Below are 20,405 nucleotides of genomic sequence, written 5' to 3' on the forward strand. Positions count from 1 at the left end.
TCGGGAGGTTGCACTCGCTCACGCTTTTGAGCGGTTGCACCTACAAAAAACGTTAACTATGCCCGTTAAATCTTCCTGCTCATGAAGGATTAACCCGCTCACTTTCTAATTTTTGATTTAACAATTCACTCTTTTCCCAGCTTGCTGGCTGGCTCACATTTAACAAGGTTGCACAAAGTTGCAACATGATAGATATTGCCGCATAACTTTTATCAACCCTTCAATATTTACCCGAGTGATAACGGGTATGGGAGTTACTGGCATGGCCACCACCATGGGCGTAAAACTGGACGACGCAACCCGCGAGCGCATTAAAGACGCCGCTTCACGTATCGACCGCACACCACACTGGCTAATTAAACAGGCGATTTTTAATTATCTCGAACGCCTGGAAAATAACGATGAATTACCAGAACTTCCGGCCATGCTGGCTGGTGCCGCGAATGAAAGCGAAGAAGCTGCCCCGCACGTTGAAGAAACACACCAGCCGTTCCTTGATTTTGCAGAACAAATTCTTCCTCAGTCTGTTACTCGCGCAGCTATCACCGCAGCCTGGCGCCGCCCGGAAACCGATGCGGTGCCAATGATTCTGGAACAGGCGCGTTTGCCACTGAATATTGCTGAACAAACTCACAAACTGGCTTACCAACTCGCTGAAAAGCTTCGTAATCAGAAGAGCGCATCAGGCCGGGCGGGCATGGTACAAGGTTTGCTGCAAGAATTCTCACTTTCCTCACAAGAGGGTGTGGCGTTGATGTGTCTGGCCGAAGCGTTACTGCGCATCCCGGACAAAGCCACGCGCGATGCGTTAATCCGCGACAAAATTAGCAACGGCAACTGGCACTCGCATATTGGCCGCAGCCCATCACTGTTTGTGAACGCTGCCACCTGGGGTCTGCTGTTCACCGGCAAACTGGTGTCCACCCACAATGAAGCGAGTCTGTCGACATCCCTGAACCGCATCATCGGTAAAAGCGGTGAGCCATTAATCCGCAAAGGTGTGGATATGGCGATGCGCCTGATGGGCGAGCAGTTTGTAACCGGCGAAACCATTTCCGAAGCGTTGGCTAATGCACGCAAACTCGAGGAGAAAGGTTTCCGCTACTCTTACGATATGTTGGGTGAAGCAGCACTTACTGAAGCCGATGCACAGGCTTACATGGTTTCTTATCAGCAAGCGATTCACGCGATTGGTAAAGCCTCTAACGGGCGTGGCATTTATGAAGGCCCAGGTATTTCCATCAAGCTCTCCGCACTGCACCCGCGTTACAGCCGTGCGCAGTACGATCGTGTAATGGAAGAGTTGTACCCACGCTTGAAATTCCTGACACTGCTGGCGCGCCAGTATGATATCGGCATTAATATCGACGCCGAAGAGGCCGATCGCCTGGAGATCTCTCTCGATCTGCTGGAAAAACTCTGCTTCGAACCTGAATTAGCCGGCTGGAACGGCATTGGTTTCGTGATTCAGGCATACCAAAAACGCTGCCCGTTTGTGATTGATTACCTGGTAGATCTCGCAACCCGCAGCCGTCGCCGCCTGATGATACGTCTGGTGAAAGGCGCGTACTGGGACAGCGAAATCAAACGCGCCCAGATGGACGGGCTGGAAGGCTACCCGGTTTATACCCGCAAGGTTTACACCGACATCTCTTATCTGGCCTGCGCGAAAAAACTGTTGGCAGTACCAAACCTGATTTACCCGCAGTTTGCGACGCACAACGCCCATACACTGGCGGCAATCTACAACCTGGCCGGGCAAAACTACTATCCAGGCCAGTATGAATTCCAGTGCCTGCACGGCATGGGTGAACCACTTTACGATCAAGTGGTGGGTAAAATTGCCGACGGTAAACTCAATCGCCCTTGCCGTATTTATGCACCTGTCGGCACCCACGAAACACTGCTGGCATACCTGGTGCGTCGCCTGTTGGAAAATGGCGCGAATACTTCGTTTGTTAACCGTATTGCCGACAACACGCTACCGCTTGATGAACTGGTTGCCGATCCGGTAACCGCCATTGAAGCAATCGCGGTTAAAGAAGGCCAACTCGGTCTGCCACATCCTAAAATCGCTGTACCGAAAGAGCTTTACGGCGCGAATCGTACCAACTCCAGCGGTCTGGATCTGGCGAACGAACATCGCCTCGCCTCCCTCTCCTCTGCCCTACTTAACAGTGCGGCACAAAAATGGCAGGCGCTGCCGATTCTGGAAAATGCCGTTGCTCCAGGCGATATGGTAGCGGTGAAAAACCCTGCGGAACCGACAGATATCGTGGGTTATACGCGTGAAGCCACTGAAGAAGAAGTTTCACAAGCACTCGTGAGTGCCGTTAACAATGCACCAATCTGGTTCGCCACCCCACCGCAAGAACGCGCTGCAATCCTTGAGCGTGCGGCGGTGATGATGGAAGGCCAGATGCAGAAGCTGATTGGCGTTCTGGTACGTGAAGCCGGTAAAACCTTTAGCAACGCAATTGCCGAAGTGCGTGAAGCCGTGGATTTCCTGCATTACTACGCGGGCCAGGTACGCGATGATTTCGATAACGAAACTCACCGCCCACTTGGCCCGGTCGTTTGCATCAGCCCGTGGAACTTCCCTCTGGCTATCTTTACCGGGCAAATTGCTGCGGCCCTCGCAGCCGGTAACAGTGTGCTGGCAAAACCTGCTGAGCAAACCCCGCTGATTGCCGCCCTCGGTGTTAATATTCTGCTGGAAGCCGGTGTGCCTGCGGGCGTACTGCAACTGCTGCCTGGCCGTGGTGAAACCGTTGGCGCACAGTTAACAGGCGATGCCCGCGTACGTGGCGTGATGTTTACCGGTTCCACAGAAGTGGCTACCTTGCTGCAACGCAACATTGCTGACCGCCTTGATCCACAAGGTCGCCCAACGCCGCTGATTGCCGAAACCGGCGGCCTGAATGCAATGATCGTCGATTCTTCAGCGCTTACCGAACAGGTGGTTGTTGATGTGCTGGCCTCGGCCTTTGATAGCGCAGGCCAACGTTGTTCCGCACTGCGCGTGTTGTGTATCCAGGAAGATGTCGCCGACCACACGCTGCAAATGCTGCGCGGTGCGATGGCGGAATGTCGTATGGGTAACCCTGGCCGCTTAACCACGGACATCGGCCCGGTTATCGACGCCGAAGCAAAAGAGAATATAGAGAAACATATTCAAACGCTGCGCAGTAAAGGCCGCAAAGTATTCCAGGCTGCTCGTGAAAACAGCGTGGATGCGAAAGAGTGGCAGAGCGGTACTTTCGTCGCACCTACATTGATTGAGCTGGAAAGCTTCGATGAGATGCAAAAAGAGGTGTTTGGCCCGGTGCTGCATGTGGTGCGTTATAACCGCAACAACCTGGAAACGCTGATTAACCAAATCAACGCGGCGGGATATGGCCTGACGCTTGGCGTACATACGCGTATTGACGAAACCATTGCTCAGGTCACCGGTTCTGCACACGTTGGTAATATGTACGTCAACCGCAATATGGTTGGTGCGGTCGTCGGTGTGCAGCCATTTGGTGGAGAAGGTTTATCGGGGACCGGCCCGAAAGCTGGTGGCCCACTATATCTGTATCGCCTGCTGGCAAACCGTCCGGACAACGCGCTGCAAACCACCTTTAACCGCCAGGATACTGAACTACCGGTGGACTCCACGCTTAAAGCCAGCCTTCAGGAAACTCATCAGGCATTAGCGCAATGGGCGGTAAAAAAAGGTGAATTGCCTGCTATCTGCGCACGCTTCGCGCAACTGGCGCAAAGCGGTACGTTACGCCAGTTACCAGGGCCAACGGGTGAACGTAACACCTATGCCCTTATGCCACGTGAGCAAGTATTGTGTATCGCAGATAATGAGCAGGACGTACTGGTGCAACTGGCAGCGGTCACAAGCGTGGGCAGTCGTGTGCTATGGGCTGATGACAAACTGCATCGCGAACTGGCAAAAGCGCTACCGGCTCAGGTACAGAAACATATCGATTTCGCGAAAGAAGATATGTTACTGACCCAGCCGTTTGATGCGGTGATTTATCACGGTGATTCCGACCAGTTACGCGCCCTGTGCGAGAAAGTGGCAGCCCGCGATGGCGCTATTGTTTCCGTACAAGGTTTTGCACGCGGGGAAACCAACCTGCTACTGGAACGTTTATACGTTGAACGTTCGCTAAGTGTGAATACCGCAGCAGCGGGCGGTAACGCCAGTCTGATGACAATCGGCTAAGGTTTCATTAAGCTAAAAAGGCTCCTTACCTGGAGCCTTTTTTATTTAAGGAGTGATGATGAAACGCCTTTGTTTACTGATGATGGGTCTGTTGCTAAGCGCAAACGTTCTGGCGGATAGCTGCGACTCGGCAACTTCACAAGCCGGGCTTAACGAGTGCGCCAGTAACGAATATAAAAAGCAGGATGATTTACTTAATCAAGCTTACAAAGAAGCAATGAAACTCGCCACGGATACCCAGAAAACCCAGCTCAAAGCGGCACAAAATGCGTGGATTACGTTTCGCGATGCCGACTGTGCATTCTTAGCATCTGGCGCTGACGGCGCATCCATCGCACCGATGGTGCATGCGCAATGTATGGCGGATAAAACTCGCGAGCGCACTGAATTGCTGAAAAGCACGCTCCAGTGCGAAGAAGGCGATCTGAGCTGTGTCTTCCATTCAAACGCGAATTAACGCACTCGAATTCCTTCAATAATCATTCGCTGCACGTTTTCCACCGTGCGGCGGAAAAATACTTCATCGTTTAAATTGCTACCCGCCACCGCTTCAACCTGGCTTGCAAAGTCAGCATAGTGTTGCGTGGTGGCCCACAGCATAAAGATCAAATGGTGCGGATCGACCGCCGCCAGCTTTCCGCTCTCAACCCAACCGGCAATGATCGCCGATTTCTCATCAACCAGCGCTTTCAAATCGCCACTCAATTCCTCTTTCAGCAATGGCGCACCTTGCAGCATCTCAAGGCAGAACAGACGCGAGGCTTGCGGGTAATCTCTGGAAACTTCCAGTTTTAGCCGGATGTATTCACCTATCGCCACCAGCGGCTGTAAATCCTCGCGAAACGCACGCAAAGGGGCAAGCCAGATATCAAGGATCTGCTTAAGCACCGCAATGTAGAGCGCTTCTTTGGAAGGGTAGTAATAGAGAAGGTTTGTTTTTGACACATCCGCACGCTCAGCTATCTGTTCAATACTGGTGCCGTGAATGCCAAATTGGGAGAAGAACTCCAGTCCTGCCGCCAGAATAGCCTGCTTTTTCGCCGCTACCGCTTTTGTACGCCGTCCGGTTTCTTTGGTTGCTGCCGCACCTTGTGCCATGCGCCCTCTCATCGTTCTGTTTTGCCCGACAGCATAGCAAAGACCTCGCAATAAGTGCGCGTTGTATGCACCCTGAACGCGCACGAACGCCTGTTTTTTGTGCACTCGTTTTGACCAAACAGTCTGGTTTTTTGCACCATCAAAATAGAAACTAATAATCAACATAATGATAACAAAAGCATTTTCTAACCTGGCATCAGGTTTGCAATATCTCTTTCGAAAATGGCTACCCACTTGAATGAGAGGCCCGTGATGAAAATTGGCGTATTTATTCCTATTGGTAACAACGGCTGGTTAATCTCCACGACTGCGCCGCAATACATGCCCACTTTTGAGCTTAATAAAGCGATTGTGCAAAAAGCGGAATACTACGATTTCGACTTTGCCCTTTCGATGATTAAGCTGCGTGGCTTTGGTGGCAAAACGGAGTTCTGGGATCACAATCTCGAATCGTTCAGCTTGATGGCCGGCCTTGCAGCGGTGACCTCCAAAATTCAGATCTACGCCACTGCCGCCACGCTGACCTTGCCACCCGCCATTGTGGCGCGGATGGCATCAACCATTGACTCCATCGCGCCGGGGCGTTTTGGCGTCAATCTGGTGACCGGCTGGCAAAAACCAGAATACGAGCAAATGGGGATCTGGCCGGGCGATGAATACTTCGCTCGCCGTTATGACTACCTGTCTGAATACGCCACCGTACTGCGCGATTTATGGGGAACCGGGCAAAGTGATTTAAAAGGCGAGTTCTTCACCATGAACGACTGCCGTTTAAGCCCGCGCCCCGCCCAACCGGTAAAAATGATTTGTGCCGGGCAAAGCGACGCGGGCATGGCCTTCTCCGCCGAATACGCCGACTACAACTTCTGCTTTGGCAAAGGCGTTAACACGCCAACCGCGTTTGCTCCAACTGCCGCACGCATGATGGAAGCGGCTGAGAAAACCGGGCGCGATGTCGGCTCCTACGTGCTGTTTATGATTATCGCCGATGAAACCGACGAAGCCGCCCGCGAAAAATGGGAACACTACAAAGACGGAGCCGATGAAGAAGCTCTGGCATGGCTTACCGAACAGAGCCAGAAAGACACCCGTTCAGGCACCAACACTAACGTACGGCAAATGGCTGACCCCACTTCAGCGGTGAATATCAATATGGGCACATTGGTTGGCTCTTACGCCACGGTCGCCCGCCTGCTGGACGAAGTAGCAAGCGTGCCTGGGGCTGAAGGGGTACTGCTAACCTTTGATGATTTCCTGAGTGGTATTGAAGCCTTTGGTGAAAAAATCCAGCCGCTGATGAAATCGCGCGCGTACCTTTCCCCATCAACCCGCGAGGTGGCGTAATGAAAAACATCACTCTGGAGGCACGCCCGGAAGCCATTACATTCGCAACTGAACAGACGGCACTGATTGTCGTGGATATGCAAAACGCTTATGCAAGTAAAGGCGGCTATCTCGATCTTGCCGGGTTTGATGTTTCAGCAACTAAACCCGTTATCGAAAATATTAAAACCGCCGTTGCAGCTGCACGCGAAGCGGGAATGCTAATTGTCTGGTTCCAGAACGGGTGGGATAGCGATTACGTTGAAGCTGGCGGGCCCGGCTCGCCAAACTTCCACAAATCTAATGCGCTGAAAACTATGCGTAAGCAGCCGGAATTACAAGGAACGCTATTGGCTAAGGGTGGCTGGGACTACCAGCTCGTGGATGAGCTGGTACCGCAGAGCGGCGATATCATTCTGCCAAAGCCTCGTTACAGCGGTTTCTTTAACACTCAACTCGACAGCATTCTGCGTTCACGCGGTATTCGCCACCTGGTATTCACCGGTATCGCCACCAATGTCTGCGTGGAATCAACACTGCGCGACGGTTTTTTCCTTGAATACTTTGGCGTAGTGCTTGCCGATGCCACCCATCAAGCCGGGCCTGCTTTTGCGCAGCAAGCTGCCTTATTCAATATCGAAACCTTCTTTGGTTGGGTGAGTGACGTCGGCACATTTTGCCAGGCGTTGCAGCCACAATCTTTCGCCCGCATTGCCTGATAAGGAATAGCCCATGCCGAAATCCGTAATCATTCCGCCGGGAACGACGACACCCATCGCACCGTTTGTGCCAGGCACCCTCGCTGATGGCGTGGTGTATGTCTCCGGCACATTACCATTCGATAAACAAAATAATGTGGTTCACGTCGGTGATGCCAAAGCCCAGACGCGCCATGTGCTGGAAACCATTAAGTCGGTGATTGAAACCGCAGGTGGCACCATGGACGACATTACCTTTAATCAGATTTTTATTACCGACTGGACGAACTACGCCGCCATCAACGAAGTGTATGCCGAGTTTTTCCCAGGTGATAAGCCTGCACGGTTTTGCATTCAATGTGGTCTGGTGAAACCGGACGCGTTGGTAGAAATCGCAAGCGTCGCGCATATCGGGAAATAGTTTATGCAGATTGAGCTGACTCAAGCGCCCTTCCCCAACGCCCCGACTTTGCTGCTGATTGCCGGGCTCGGTGGTATGGGCAGTTACTGGCTGCCACAACGTGCGGCACTGGCTGAACACTACCAACTGGTGGTTTATGACCAGCGCGGCACCGGAGTGAATAAGCAACCGCTGCCTAATGATTATTGCCTGCCTGATATGGCGCAGGAAATTCACACCGCCATGCTGCAACAGGGCATTACGCATTACAGCGTGCTTGGCCATGCGCTGGGTGGTCTGGTCGCAATGCAACTGGCGCTTGATTACCCCGCAGCCATCGACAAGCTGGCAATAATCAACGGCTGGTTGCAGCTCAACGCCCATACCCGGCGCTGCTTTGCGGTTCGTGAAACCTTGCTGCAAGACAGCGGTCCCGCCGCCTATTTGCAGGCGCAGCCGCTGTTTCTCTACCCGGCAGACTGGATGGCGGCCAACCAGCCACGCCTTGAAGCCGAAGAAGCGATGCATAACGCGCACTTTCAAGGGCTAGAAAATCTCACACGCCGCCTGAATGCGTTAAAGGCCGCTGACTTTCACGCCACCGCCGCCCGCATCCACCAACAGGTGCTGGTGATGTGTTCCCGAGACGATCTGCTGGTGCCATGGATCTGTTCTGAAGAACTGCACAACGCATTACCGAACAGTCTGCTTGAAATCATGCCGTGGGGCGGGCACGCCTGCAACGTCACTGCGGCCAGCGATTGTAACCAGCGACTGCTGAGTTTTCTGGTGACCGAACCTGCTTACCTCAAGGAAATTATATGAGTCACGCTATTACGTCCGAAGCGCTGGAAACCTTATTTACCGGCGCACATACCCATAGCGCGTGGCTGGATAAACCGGTGAGTGATGAACAACTTGCCGAGATTTATAACCTGCTACGCCTTAGTCCGACATCAGCCAACTGTTCGCCTGCCCGCTTTTTGTTTGTGCGCAGTACAGACGCAAAAGCGCGCCTGAAACCCATGCTTTCTGCGGGCAACGTTGAGAAAACCATGACCGCCCCCGTCACTGCGATTGTGGCCTGGGATCCGGCGTTCTTTGAGCTGCTACCCAAACTGTTCCCTTACGCAGATGCCCGTGCCTGGTTTACCTCGAGCCCGGAACTGGCGCAGGAGACCGCCTTTCGCAATAGCTCGATGCAAGCGGCGTATCTGATTTCTGCCTGTCGCGCACTCGGTTTAGATACCGGGCCAATGTCTGGTTTTGACCGCGAAAAAGTGGATGCCGAGTTTTTTGGCGCAAGCGGCTGGAAAAGCAATTTGCTGGTTAATATTGGCTACGGTGACCCGGCAAAAACCCATTCGCGCTTGCCTCGTTTAGCGTTTGAAGAGGCCTGTGTTCTCGCCTGAGGAGTTGAAGATGATCGAAAAACAAGCCTTTCGCGATGCGATGTCGTGCCTTGGTGCAGCGGTGAATATTGTCACTACCGATGGCCCTGCCGGACGCGCCGGGTTTACTGCCTCGGCGGTATGTAGCGTAACGGACGAACCACCAACATTGCTGGTATGCCTGAATCGTAGCGCTTCTGTGTGGCCGATTTTTAGCCGCAATCAGGCACTGTGTGTGAACACACTGGCGGCCGGGCATGAAGATCTTTCGAATTTATTTGGTGGAAAGACGGCGATGACCGAACGTTTTTCCGCTGCCCGCTGGCGGCACGGTATAACCGGCTGCCCGCAACTGGAAGGCGCACTCGTATCGTTCGACTGCCGGATTAGCCAGGTCGTCAGTGTTGGTACGCATGACATCTTATTTTGTGAATTAGTCGCCCTTGAACGTAACGACGATACCCATGGCCTGGTGTGGTTTGACCGTGGCTACCATCAACTGATGCGGCCTGCCTGTTAGCCGACACGATATCTGCTGGAGATGAATATGGCGAATACCTGGTTTCCACAATGGCGTAAAAAAACGGTGCCAGAAGGTGGCGTGGTGGCTCCGGACGAAACACTTCCCCTCGGCCAGACGCTAGTGATGGGCGTACAACATGCGGTAGCGATGTTTGGTGCCACAGTGCTGATGCCACTACTGATGGGGCTTGACCCGAATCTGTCGATATTGATGTCGGGTATTGGGACGTTATTGTTCTTTGTGGTGACTGGCGGACGCGTGCCGAGTTATTTAGGCTCCAGTGCCGCGTTTGTTGGTGTGGTGATAGCCGTTACTGGTTTTAACGGGCAAGGGCTGAATCCACATTTGAGCGTAGCGCTCGGCGGTATTATCGCCTGCGGTTTGGTATATACGCTGATTGGTTTTGTGGTGATGAAAGCCGGAACTCGCTGGATTGAGCGTTTGATGCCACCGGTTGTTACCGGTGCGGTGGTGATGGCTATCGGCCTGAACCTCGCTCCAATCGCGGTGCGCGGCGTTTCAGGCAGCAGTTTTGATAGCTGGATGGCGGTAATGACGGTGTTGTGTATCGGGCTGGTCGCGGTGTTTACCCGCGGCATGATTCAACGTTTGCTGATTCTGATTGGCCTGATCCTCGCCTGCGTCATTTATGCGGTTCTGGCGAATGGATTTGGCTTTGGCAAACCGGTCGATTTCGCACTCTTAAGCTCAGCCGCCTGGTTTGGCATTCCACAAATAACCTCCCCGACATTTAACGCGCAGGCGATGATGTTGATTGCCCCTGTTGCCGTCATTTTGGTGGCTGAAAACCTTGGGCACCTGAAGGCCGTCGCCGGAATGACGGGAAAAAACATGGACCCGTACATCGGCAAAGCCTTTGTTGGCGACGGACTTGCAACGATGCTTTCGGGTTCCGTTGGCGGGAGCGGTGTCACAACCTATGCCGAGAATATCGGTGTGATGGCAGTAACGAAAGTCTATTCAACGCTGGTATTTGTGGCAGCATCTGGGATCGCGATGTTATTGGGCTTTTCACCTAAATTTGGCGCATTAATTCACACCATTCCTGCCCCGGTTATCGGCGGGGCGTCAATCGTGGTATTCGGTTTGATTGCTGTAGCAGGAGCTCGTATCTGGGTGCAGCATAATGTTGATTTAAGCCAGAACGGTAACCTGATTATGGTGGCGGTAACACTGGTTTTGGGCGCCGGAGATTTCGCCTTAACACTGGGTGGTTTCACGCTTGGCGGGATTGGCACGGCAACGTTCGGCGCGATTATATTGAACGCTATTCTGAGCCGTCGCCCACAAATTGTGAGCGATAGTTCAGTGGTTCATCAGGATTCGTGACGTTGCAATTCATTCTCAGGCACCGGTAACGGTGCCTCTTTTTTCTTACGTTTAAGCTTCAATTCACTCACCAGTACGCCAAGCACAATCAACGCACCACCCAACAACGCCAACACCGGTAATCGTTCCCCGGCAATGCGCCCGAAAATCCCCGCCCACACCGGCTCACCGGTATAAATGACCGTAGCGCGTGTTGGCGAAACGCTGCGTTGTGCCCAGTTCATAGTGACCTGAATGATGGCACTGAAAATCCCAAGCCCTAACGCAATCACTAACAGACCAGGAGTAAAGGTCGGCACGCTTTCGCCTGCGGGGATCATGGTGGCAAACGCCACAACCGAGGCGGTAGCAAGCTGGACAATAGTGACACGCTTAATATCCACTTTGCCCGCCCAGGCGCTGATCAGAATAATTTCTGCGGCAATCGCAAGAGCACTTATCAGCGTGATAATTTCACCTGCGCCCAGGGTGAGTGAAGTGTTTTCCGGCCCGGCGAGGAAAACCAGGCCAATAAATGCCAGCACCACACCCACCCAGGACATCACCCCTGGCATTTTGCCGAGGCAAATCCATTGCAGCACTGGCACCAACGGGACATACATCGCTGTAATAAACGCTGATTTACTGCTGGGAATCGTCTGTAAACCCCAGGTCTGCATGCTGTAACCGATGGCGATTGAAACGCCGATAAAAACACCCGCCTTAACTTCAAGCCAGGTCAGACCGCGCAGCGATTTTATTGATAACAACCCTACGGCAAGCGCGGCAGTCGCAAAACGTAAACCTACAAAAAAGAATGGCCCGCTCATGGTCATCGCATATTGCACAGCAAGGAAAGTCCCACCCCAGAACATGGTGATGAGGATCAGAATCGCTTCTTGAGGTTTGACAGAGAGTTGGTAACGACGCAGTAAGGCAGACATGACAGGACCAGGGCGAGATAAGCAAGCCTGATAGTGTGCGATGCGGCAGTGAGCCTTGCAATGGGAGAGATAAAATAAAACCGCCGGTAAAAACCGGCGGCTGGGGTTAGCCTGGCGAGTGACTACTTACTACTACCTTTGCCATGACTATTTTTGCCCCCTTTTTGGCCTGCTTCTGAAGCGCGCTGCGGGTCATTCTTAAAATTCCCGCCACTATGCTGGCCACCTTTACGACCTGCTTCTGATGCTCTTTCACGGTCTTCAGCGAAATTACCTGAACCACCACGATGGTTTGCCATTTCTAACCTCCGGATTGGAAATAGTTAAGTCATCATATTGCATTCAGTCAAAGAGGATTCTTTCACCGCGCAGCTTAAGTAACGCTACGTGGAAGTAAGCTTAGTGCAGTCAGGGCAATTGACCAGTTAACCGTAATATCTTGCAACATGTAATCGCCAAAATGGGTGATTTTTTTGCCGCTTAATCCATAAGACTTTCTTATTTTTAATGAAATAGTCACCCAATGAAAATGTGACTTAATGCGACATTTCTTCCAAATCCTCCTGAATAATTCGAACTGCATCGAGGCGGCAAGGGAGTGACAAATTTTTTAACGCTGCCAGCAGCGGCCACGTAAGGGGAATAATCCCAGGAGCTGACTTAAGTAAGTCACTGAGATGAGTGAGTGCAGCCAACAAGGATGCAGTTTGAAGTATGACGGTGGATTTGCACTCTGGGCCACAGCACATATCTTTAAATGAGTGCAGCAAAACGCTGCGACACTGGTAAGGAGTGAGCGAGATGGCTAAAGTTCTGGTGCTTTATTACTCAATGTACGGACACATCGAAACCATGGCACATGCTGTGGCAGAGGGTGCACAGAAAGTAGATGGCGTGGAAGTGACGGTGAAGCGAGTTCCGGAAACCATGTCAGGTGAAGCTTTCTTAAAAGCCGGGGGCAAGACGCAAAATACCCCACAAGCCACACCGCAAGAGCTTGCCGATTATGACGCCATTATTTTTGGCACTCCCACTCGTTTTGGCAATATGTCCGGCCAGATGCGCACATTCCTCGATCAGACCGGTGGTTTATGGGCTTCGGGTGCTTTATACGGCAAGCTTGCCAGCGTGTTTAGTTCAACAGGCACCGGCGGCGGTCAGGAACACACTATTTCATCAACCTGGACAACTCTTGCTCATCACGGGATGGTGATTGTTCCCATCGGCTATGCTGCGCAAGAATTGTTTGATGTCTCTCAGGTTCGTGGCGGGACGCCGTACGGTGCAACAACCATTGCTGGAGCTGATGGTTCGCGTCAGCCAAGCCAGGTAGAGCTTTCCATTGCTCGCTATCAAGGTGAATACGTAGCGGGCCTTGCCGTTAAACTAAATGGTTAAATAATTCTGGAGGAGTACATGCAGAATCAACAATCAAAGGCTCATCATGTAGGCGAATGGGCGAGTTTACGCAACACCTCTCCTGAAATCGCTGAGGCTATTTTTGAAGTGGCTAAATACGACGAGAAAATGGCGGAGAAAATTTGGGAAGACGGCAACGACGAGGTACTGGCGTTGGCATTTGAAAAAACAGATAAAGATTCGCTGTTTTGGGGTGAACAGACGATAGAACGCAGAAACGTTTAGTCGGCTCCTGGCTCCCCCGCATCACGATGTCTCTTATACAGATCTCAATCTGGTCATTTTTTCAGGGTGAGAACTGTAAGGTGCGGAGGTTTTCCGTTCACCCGTGCGTTCGGCTTTTCCATGTGATTACAACTAACGGTGAACGTATCAAGGGGATTACGCCATCCCCTTGATAATCCCGGCGCCCGGCAAATAAATCGCCGCTAAAGCGGTAAACCCCAGTTTTTCCCCAACATTCAGGGTCGTGCGCGATTCGTTCCCGACGATCGCTCTCTCACGTGGTTCCCGACCACGTGCCCCTGACTGAAGGGGAAAAACTGGGGGCGATTTAAGCCGGGAACAAGGGCACAGCTGCACGTTTCGGGAAACAAAATGGTTTTGGTTTTGCTAAAGAATCTAAAGCGATACCTTGCACAAGTAATAATGCTGAGTGGAAGCTAGGGTGTTGGGTCCGGCTTAAATCGCCTCCATTTTCCCTCATTTTTAGGGGCGAGCCGTCGGGAACGGCGAGAGGTTGTGATCGTCTGGAACGAATCGCAACCGATCCTAAAAATGAGGGAAAATGGAGGTTTACCGCTTGCGGCGATTTGCTTGCCGGGAGTCGGGGTTCTTAGGGGAGTGACGGTGAACTCCCCTAAGACGTTCACCGGTTCGGTAGCTGCATAAAACACAGAACGCCTGGTGAACGAAACCCTCACGGTACTGGCAGAGTGAATACTCACTGCACTGAACTCAAAGATGTAACTAAGAGACAGCGCATCATGCGGCGGAGCCAGTAACTTCTTTACTTCACGCTCTGCGCCAATACTTGGGTAAATTTATCCCACGGACAAAAACCATTGGCATCAGTTGGACAACCATTAAGCTGGAGCGTAACCCGTTGTGGTGGCTGTTGCAGACTTAGTACATCAGCTTTACGCAGTTGTTCAGCACTTTGATAAACGTATTCCACCTTCATCAATTCACGATTGTTATTCGCATCATGCCAGCGCTGGAACATAATTTTCCCGCCAATTGGCGTGCGTTCATATTGTTCAGGCAATTGATAAGGTTTGAAATCCAATGCCGTCAAAAGCGATGCAATATTGGAGTCATGCCCCACCAGCAAGGTGATTTTTGGTCCTTTATTATTTCCCGCCAGCGCTTTCTGAATATATTTAATCAGCGGTGCTGCCACATTCTGAGCAACCTGCGGCGAGGTGAATAACGTGTCCTGATAACCATTTTTCAGCTGCGATAACACCTTCCACTGCTGATCCGTTTTGATTTGCCCCCAGGCAACCTGATCCAGTGGGAAACCTTCGTAATATTGCAATGTGAATGCATCGACCAGCGAATTCCCCACTTTTAGTGGGCCACTCACTCCCGGCTCCTCTGAAGCATTAGCAGTGAATTTATCTTTTTCCGCCGTGAGATCGCACTGCTGCTTTTCTTTACAGCTCGGCGAGTCTTTAAAAGCAACTATTTGCTCAAGAAGCTGATAGCTGTCTCCCAGTTTGTACTGCTCACGCTGGGTTTCCATCGCCTTCACGGCTGCTTGCTGGAACTCAGGTGAATCATTAGTAATCACCGGATTAAATGTTGGGTCCATCGTGCCCATTTTCTCCTGATGATGCACTGGTACATCACAACCCGGGAATGCACCTGTGATAAAGAACTGTGCTGTGGCAACGGTGCGCTGCAAACTGTTCGCGTAGGCATAAATGCTTTGCGGCGTTGGGCATTCACCGCTTGTCACTAAGCCCTGCTCCGCAAACCATTCACGCAAATAATGGCCCATATACACTTCCAGCACGCCACCTTTGGTAGTGAGTTGACCGCCAGGCACATCCCACTCCGGCCATGACTGCGCAGTAGACTGCTCCAGTACGCTGCCATTATTGGCAAGAGGCGCGCGCAGATTGTGACGACTCATTAATAAAACCTGTTGAAGCTGATAACCCTGTGGCGCTGTTTCGGCTTGTGCCAACGCAGGAGCGAAGTAAGCCATTGCCAGTAATGCCGCGATCGTTTTTTTATTCATCTCTTCATCCTCAGGATGTTATTGCACAAAAGTGCCGCATTCAGTTTGGCAGAAAAAACTGACACCGCCTTCCGGGCCGCTCGCAAAACAGCGCGATGAATGAAAACTACTCAATCCCGGCGAGAGGTTTTATAATAAAACCAATAAAGGCTCTCAGCCTGTGGAGGATTCATGAAACGCAAAAGTATGGAAGGTAACGTCTGCCCGGTTGCCCGTTCACTCGATATCATCGGTGACTGGTGGTCATTGCTTATCGTGCGCGATGCTTTAAACGGCCTGAAACGATTTGGCGAGTTCCAGAAAAACCTCGGTATCGCCAAAAACATGCTGACTCAGCGACTCAGGCAATTGGTGGAACAAGGTATTTTGACCGTGCGCCCTGCCACTGACGGCAGCGCCTGGAATGAATATGTATTGACCGAAAAAGGACGAGCGTTGCAAACAGTGCTGGTTGCCCTTGCACAATGGGGAGGTGATTACTTGTTTGATAACCATGAAAAATGCAGCGTACTTGTTGATGATGAACACCATCAGCCGCTGCGTAAGCTCCAGCTACAAGCGCAGGATGGCCGCACGCTTGCGCCTGATGAGGTGATCGCACAGCGCCCTGATGTTGTGATGGAGCCAAATTAATGTCACATGTCGCGGCGATAATCTGACCTACAAAAGCTGTCCGTAGAGTAGCGTCGCGACATCCACTTCCCTTTCATTATTAATTCGTTAACCCGCCAGCAAGCGTTCCTGTCAATGCAGAAATAAAAAAACGCCCTCAATATGGTTGCATTATAAAACCAATCAGCCTACTTTTAATTTAGTTTCATTATGAAACCTAAAATCAACTTTCACGACGAGGCTTTACCATGACCACTTCCCCTTCTGTTGCAGTCATCACCGGCGCATCTTCAGGTATTGGTGCGATATATGCAGAGCGCTTTGCCGCTCGCGGTTACGACCTGTTATTAGTCGCACGCCGTGAAGAGCGTTTACGTGAACTGGCGAGTAAACTCGAAGCGCTGCATGGCATCACCGTCCAGATTTTACCCGCCAATCTGGCGGCAGAAAGCGGTATTCAGGCTGTTGAAGAAGCGCTGCGCAGTAATGAACGAATCAGTGTGCTGGTCAATAATGCCGGAACCGCGCACCTGGCACCTTTCACCGCGGGAAGCGCTGCGTTACACCAGACGGACATCATGCTAAATATCACCGCGCTAACTCGTCTAAGCCTCGCCGTCCTCGGTCGTTTCCAGGCACAAAATAGCGGCACGCTTATCAACATCGCCTCGGTTGTCTCACTCCACGCCATTGCGGGTAGTGCCGTATATAGCGGCACCAAAGGCTATGTGTTGAATTTCACGCGCGGTTTGCAGCAAGAGATTGCAGGCAGCAAAGTGCGTATTCAGGCGGTATTACCTGCGGTCACCGCAACGGAAATCTGGGAAGTCTCAGGTGTATCAATGGACCATTTGGCCCCGGATTCCATTATGACGGCTGAAAATATGGTTGATGCCGCACTGGCGGGATTGGATCAAGGCGAAGAGGTGACGGTGCCACCACTGCACGATCTGGCATTGTGGGAGGCCTACGAATCAGCACGGCTGGCAATTTTTGCGGCTTCCCGTACTGGTGTTCCTGCTCCCCGATATCAGAAACAATAAGTGTAAAGCGCGGGATTCGTCCCGCTTTTTGCATAATTTTGTAAAAGATGACTTGTTTAATTGAGGTTGTAGTCAGATTGCTATACTTAGTATTAGTAATGACTTATTTCCACTAATGTAATGAAAATGTTTAATTATTCTGCGCTGGGTGCACTCGCTCTGGTTATTATGTTATGGGTTGCAATACTTTTTGATGTTGGCAATATTCTCCATCATATATCTGAAAGCCTGCACTTTATTGAAAAAATGGTGAAAACGGATATTGATTAATTTTCACACTATTCCAGAAGTATTTTCTGTTCATATTTCCCCCGATTTTAAATAGCCCAAAACCAACTGGGGCAGATCTCTGAAAGCTCTGCAGATAATGGCGAAAGCGCACCCCACCAGTGACAAACTGTAGTGTCAGAACAGGTTATGGTATCGGCCAGACTATGAGTTTCTAACAACCAGCAATTTTTACCTCCCGGATAGCCACTCGCATTAATATCACAAACTAAGGTTTTTATAAGGTTGATCCTGTCTTATTAATAAAAATTAATAACGGGAGGTCATATGGCTATTAACCCTGATTTCAATGCGCGAATTAATGATTATTTATCTTGTGACTTCACAACTCCCCTCTTCCCAGAGTACACCAGTGATGTTTGCATGATACGCTTCCCGGGTATGCTTTTGTTATTTCCCTACGGCAGGTCATATGAAGCGTAGATTACCTTTTCAGGTAAAACTCTTTTTATCTCTGGTGCTCTTTTCGTGCCTGCTATTGGTTTTGCTGGGCGTGATGTTGTTCCACTTTATGGACCGGCAAATACAGCATGACCTGGGTCAACGTGCGCGCGTCCAGGCCAGTGAAATTGCTCTGATACCGGGGTTGGCAGAAATGGTAGCCACCCGTGACATGGCGGGAATTGCCCGTTTAATCCAGCCGTTACGCAAGCAAAGTGACGCCAGTTATATTGTGATTGGCGATGCCCAGGAACAGCATCTTTACCACTCTGAATCTCCAGAGCGCATTAACCTACCAATGATTGGTGGTGACAACGCCGAAGTTTTGCAAGGTAAAACGATTATCTCTACGCGTAAGGGTGGCATCGGTGTTTCATTGCGCAGCAAGGCCCCCATCTTTAATGCTAAAAACCAAGTGATTGGTATTGTCTCTGTTGGTTATCTCACTTCATATATCGCCAATATTAATGCCTCCAGGCTTTGGCAAGCGGGTCTATATGGCCTGCTGCTATTGATTCTGCTGTTTATCTTTTCATGGATATTCACCCGGAATGTCAAAAAGCAAATGTTCTGGCTGGAGCCAAAAGATATCGCTCTGCTGGTCCTCCAACAAAAAGCGTTGCTCGAAGCAATGTATGAAGGTGTATTTGCCGTTAACGCGCAGAAGCAGCTGATATTAATTAACCGTGCCGCACGCGAATTGCTGGATATTCGTCAGCCTGAAAATGAACTACTCGGCAAACCACTGGTAGAAATATTACAAACTCCTGCCACATTTTTTAATCAACATGGCGTGACAGAAAATAACAGCCATCACGATCAAATAACCGTGCTGAATCAACGGCAGGTGATTGTTAACCGTGTCCCGATTGAACTTGAACCAGGAGCAGAAAGTGGTTGGGTTTTTAGCTTTCGCGACAAAAACGACATTAACACGCTCAGTAGCCAATTAAGTCAGGTGAAGCGCTACGCTGACAACCTTCGCATCATGCGCCACGAACAGCTGAACTGGACTGCAACACTCGCCGGTTTATTGCAGATGCAGCGCTATGACGATGCGATGCGCTATATACAGGCACAATCCGAAGGTGCACAAAATGTACTGGATTTTGTCTCAGCACGTTTTGCCTCTCCCGCCCTTTGTGGCCTGTTGTTGGGGAAATACGTCAGCGCCCGCGAGAAAGGTGTTGAGCTTACATTTGACCCAGCCTGCCAGCTAAGCCAAATTCCCGTGACAATTGGTGAAACCGAACTCATGTCGGTGATTGGCAATTTACTCGATAACGCCGTGGACGCTACGCTGAAAACCTCGACACATTCAGCGCCTGTGGAACTCTATATTTCAGACAGAAATCAGGAACTGGTGATTGAAGTAGCCGACCAGGGCTGCGGTGTGGATGACGAACTAAAACCCCATCTTTTTGAGCAGGGCGTCACCACGAAACCGTCAGGCATTCATGAGATGGCAGGCTCAGAGCATGGCATCGGTCTATATCTGGTTGCCAGTTACGTCCATCAGGCTCACGGCAGTATCGAAATCACAGACAATACGCCGCAAGGTACAATATTTTCTGTTTTTATCCCCTTTCCGGTAAGTGTTTGAGCAGGGTATTACCATGAATAACAGCAACTCATTTGATGTCGTCATCGTGGAAGATGAACCCCACCTTGCCGGTTTGCATCGCGATTTTATCGAGCAAAATTTTCATCTGCGTGTCGTGGGTATTGCCGCGACACTTGAGCAAGCCCGCACCCTACTGGAGTTACATCAGCCACGGCTGATATTACTCGATAACTTTTTGCCAGATGGCCAGGGAGTGGATTTAATCGATAGCCCGTTGCTTAAGAGCTTTGACTGTTCGGTGATTTTCATTACGGCTGCCAGCGACATGCAAACTTGCAGCCAGGCGATGCGCAGCGGCGCGTTTGACTACATCATTAAGCCCGTCTCATTTCACCGCCTGCGCAGTTCGCTTGAGCGCTTTATGCAACTGGTCAAAACGTTGCGTCATGTGAAGACGGTTGATCAGAACGCGCTAGACCGATTGTATAACCTACCCGCCATCAATTCGGCCTCAGCCCCATCCACGAAAGGCATTGAGCCAAATACGCTGGAGAAAGTTCAGCGCATTTTTACGAGCAGACCTGATATCAGTTGGTCGGTAGAACAGGTGGTGGAAGAAGTCGGAATCAGTAAAACCACGGGGCGCCGTTATCTGGAGTATTGCGTGGAGATGGGCATTATCGGTGTCGAAATGCAATACGGAAATATCGGCCACCCGCGACGGCTGTACCGCAAAATAGATGGATAAGACCTGCGGTTTATCCCACCTTCAACGGTGGGGAAATACATATTTTTTGTAGTCCAGAAAAGCATTCTGTCATGCGACATTGCCGCACGCTTTCACGGTTTTAATGGTGTTAAT

The 20,405-nt window shown here is 51.0% G+C and carries 20 protein-coding genes; 16 read left to right on the forward strand and 4 right to left on the reverse strand.

The genetic code is table 11. The annotated features are described in order from the left end of the window. Positions 1 to 262 precede the first annotated feature (262 nt). Both putA and IX31_RS05820 read left to right on the forward strand, forming a co-directional pair. A complete protein-coding gene (gene putA / locus IX31_RS05815) occupies positions 263 to 4,222 on the forward strand; it encodes a trifunctional transcriptional regulator/proline dehydrogenase/L-glutamate gamma-semialdehyde dehydrogenase (RefSeq protein ID WP_122973989.1) in 3,960 nt (1,319 codons plus the stop codon). A gap of 58 nt (positions 4,223 to 4,280) precedes the next feature. Continuing rightward, positions 4,281 to 4,679, forward strand: a complete 399-nt coding sequence (locus IX31_RS05820; RefSeq protein ID WP_034456271.1) for a lysozyme inhibitor LprI family protein — start codon at positions 4,281 to 4,283, stop codon at positions 4,677 to 4,679. On the opposite strand, the gene rutR is transcribed toward IX31_RS05820, so the two are convergent. Next, entirely contained in the window at positions 4,676 to 5,320 is a 645-nt protein-coding gene (rutR, locus tag IX31_RS05825) for an HTH-type transcriptional regulator RutR (protein ID WP_034457189.1), read from the reverse strand. The genes IX31_RS05820 and rutR overlap by 4 nt on opposite strands. Before the next feature lie 252 nt (positions 5,321 to 5,572). Here rutR and rutA point away from each other — a divergent pair, with 252 nt between their 5' ends. From rutA to rutG, 7 genes are read left to right on the forward strand one after another with little or no spacing between them, the layout of a single operon-like run. Then, on the forward strand, positions 5,573 to 6,664 hold the full coding sequence (rutA, locus tag IX31_RS05830) for a pyrimidine utilization protein A (protein WP_034456272.1): 1,092 nt from the start codon (positions 5,573 to 5,575) through the stop codon (positions 6,662 to 6,664). Continuing rightward, complete coding sequence (gene rutB, locus IX31_RS05835; protein ID WP_034456273.1) at positions 6,664 to 7,362, forward strand: pyrimidine utilization protein B; 699 nt, start codon at positions 6,664 to 6,666, stop codon at positions 7,360 to 7,362. Before rutA ends, rutB begins: the two co-directional genes overlap by 1 nt. A 13-nt stretch (positions 7,363 to 7,375) precedes the next feature. Next, positions 7,376 to 7,762: a pyrimidine utilization protein C gene (rutC, locus tag IX31_RS05840; RefSeq protein ID WP_034456274.1), complete on the forward strand. Its 387-nt coding sequence runs from the start codon at positions 7,376 to 7,378 to the stop codon at positions 7,760 to 7,762. Between the two features lie 3 nt (positions 7,763 to 7,765). Beyond that, on the forward strand, positions 7,766 to 8,566 hold the full coding sequence (rutD, locus tag IX31_RS05845) for a pyrimidine utilization protein D (RefSeq protein ID WP_034456275.1): 801 nt from the start codon (positions 7,766 to 7,768) through the stop codon (positions 8,564 to 8,566). Next, positions 8,563 to 9,153 (forward strand): malonic semialdehyde reductase, encoded by a 591-nt coding sequence (locus IX31_RS05850; RefSeq protein WP_034456276.1) that lies wholly within the window; start codon positions 8,563 to 8,565, stop codon positions 9,151 to 9,153. The genes rutD and IX31_RS05850 overlap by 4 nt, the downstream gene beginning before the upstream one ends. Before the next feature lie 10 nt (positions 9,154 to 9,163). Further along, a complete protein-coding gene (gene rutF / locus IX31_RS05855) occupies positions 9,164 to 9,652 on the forward strand; it encodes an NADH-dependent FMN reductase RutF (RefSeq protein ID WP_081908627.1) in 489 nt (162 codons plus the stop codon). 27 nt (positions 9,653 to 9,679) lie between these two features. Next, positions 9,680 to 11,005 carry a pyrimidine utilization transport protein G gene (gene rutG / locus IX31_RS05860; protein WP_034456277.1) on the forward strand — a complete coding sequence of 442 codons (1,326 nt, stop codon included), beginning with the start codon at positions 9,680 to 9,682 and terminating at the stop codon, positions 11,003 to 11,005. On the opposite strand, the gene IX31_RS05865 is transcribed toward rutG, so the two are convergent. Both IX31_RS05865 and IX31_RS05870 read right to left on the reverse strand, forming a co-directional pair. Next, a complete protein-coding gene (locus tag IX31_RS05865) occupies positions 10,993 to 11,928 on the reverse strand; it encodes a DMT family transporter (RefSeq protein ID WP_034456278.1) in 936 nt (311 codons plus the stop codon). The genes rutG and IX31_RS05865 overlap by 13 nt on opposite strands. 122 nt (positions 11,929 to 12,050) lie before the next feature. Further along, complete coding sequence (locus IX31_RS05870; RefSeq protein WP_034456279.1) at positions 12,051 to 12,227, reverse strand: con-10 family general stress protein; 177 nt, start codon at positions 12,225 to 12,227, stop codon at positions 12,051 to 12,053. A gap of 502 nt (positions 12,228 to 12,729) precedes the next feature. On the opposite strand from IX31_RS05870, the gene wrbA reads away from it, so the two are divergent. Then, positions 12,730 to 13,326 carry an NAD(P)H:quinone oxidoreductase gene (gene wrbA, locus IX31_RS05875; protein WP_034456280.1) on the forward strand — a complete coding sequence of 199 codons (597 nt, stop codon included), beginning with the start codon at positions 12,730 to 12,732 and terminating at the stop codon, positions 13,324 to 13,326. 18 nt (positions 13,327 to 13,344) lie between these two features. Then, positions 13,345 to 13,572 (forward strand): YccJ family protein, encoded by a 228-nt coding sequence (locus IX31_RS05880; protein WP_034456281.1) that lies wholly within the window; start codon positions 13,345 to 13,347, stop codon positions 13,570 to 13,572. Positions 13,573 to 14,356: 784 nt separating this feature from the next. Here the strand turns inward: IX31_RS05880 and agp are convergent. After that, positions 14,357 to 15,595 carry a bifunctional glucose-1-phosphatase/inositol phosphatase gene (gene agp / locus IX31_RS05885; protein WP_034456282.1) on the reverse strand — a complete coding sequence of 413 codons (1,239 nt, stop codon included), beginning with the start codon at positions 15,593 to 15,595 and terminating at the stop codon, positions 14,357 to 14,359. A gap of 171 nt (positions 15,596 to 15,766) precedes the next feature. On the opposite strand from agp, the gene IX31_RS05890 reads away from it, so the two are divergent. From IX31_RS05890 to IX31_RS05905, 5 genes are all read left to right on the forward strand, one after another. After that, entirely contained in the window at positions 15,767 to 16,228 is a 462-nt protein-coding gene (locus IX31_RS05890; RefSeq protein ID WP_034456283.1) for a winged helix-turn-helix transcriptional regulator, read from the forward strand. Between the two features lie 227 nt (positions 16,229 to 16,455). Further along, the gene (locus IX31_RS05895) at positions 16,456 to 17,250 is read left to right on the forward strand and encodes an SDR family NAD(P)-dependent oxidoreductase (RefSeq protein WP_034456284.1); all 795 of its coding nucleotides are present in this window, start codon (positions 16,456 to 16,458) and stop codon (positions 17,248 to 17,250) included. A gap of 126 nt (positions 17,251 to 17,376) precedes the next feature. Then, the gene (locus IX31_RS23395) at positions 17,377 to 17,520 is read left to right on the forward strand and encodes a hypothetical protein (protein WP_157093200.1); all 144 of its coding nucleotides are present in this window, start codon (positions 17,377 to 17,379) and stop codon (positions 17,518 to 17,520) included. A gap of 430 nt (positions 17,521 to 17,950) precedes the next feature. Then, complete coding sequence (locus tag IX31_RS05900) at positions 17,951 to 19,582, forward strand: ATP-binding protein (protein WP_034456285.1); 1,632 nt, start codon at positions 17,951 to 17,953, stop codon at positions 19,580 to 19,582. 13 nt (positions 19,583 to 19,595) lie between these two features. Further along, positions 19,596 to 20,291, forward strand: coding sequence for a response regulator (locus tag IX31_RS05905; RefSeq protein WP_034456287.1), 696 nt, complete (start codon positions 19,596 to 19,598; stop codon positions 20,289 to 20,291). Positions 20,292 to 20,405: the final 114 nt, after the last annotated feature.

This window comes from Buttiauxella noackiae (genome assembly GCF_000737905.1).
GTDB classification, from domain to species: domain Bacteria; phylum Pseudomonadota; class Gammaproteobacteria; order Enterobacterales; family Enterobacteriaceae; genus Buttiauxella; species Buttiauxella noackiae.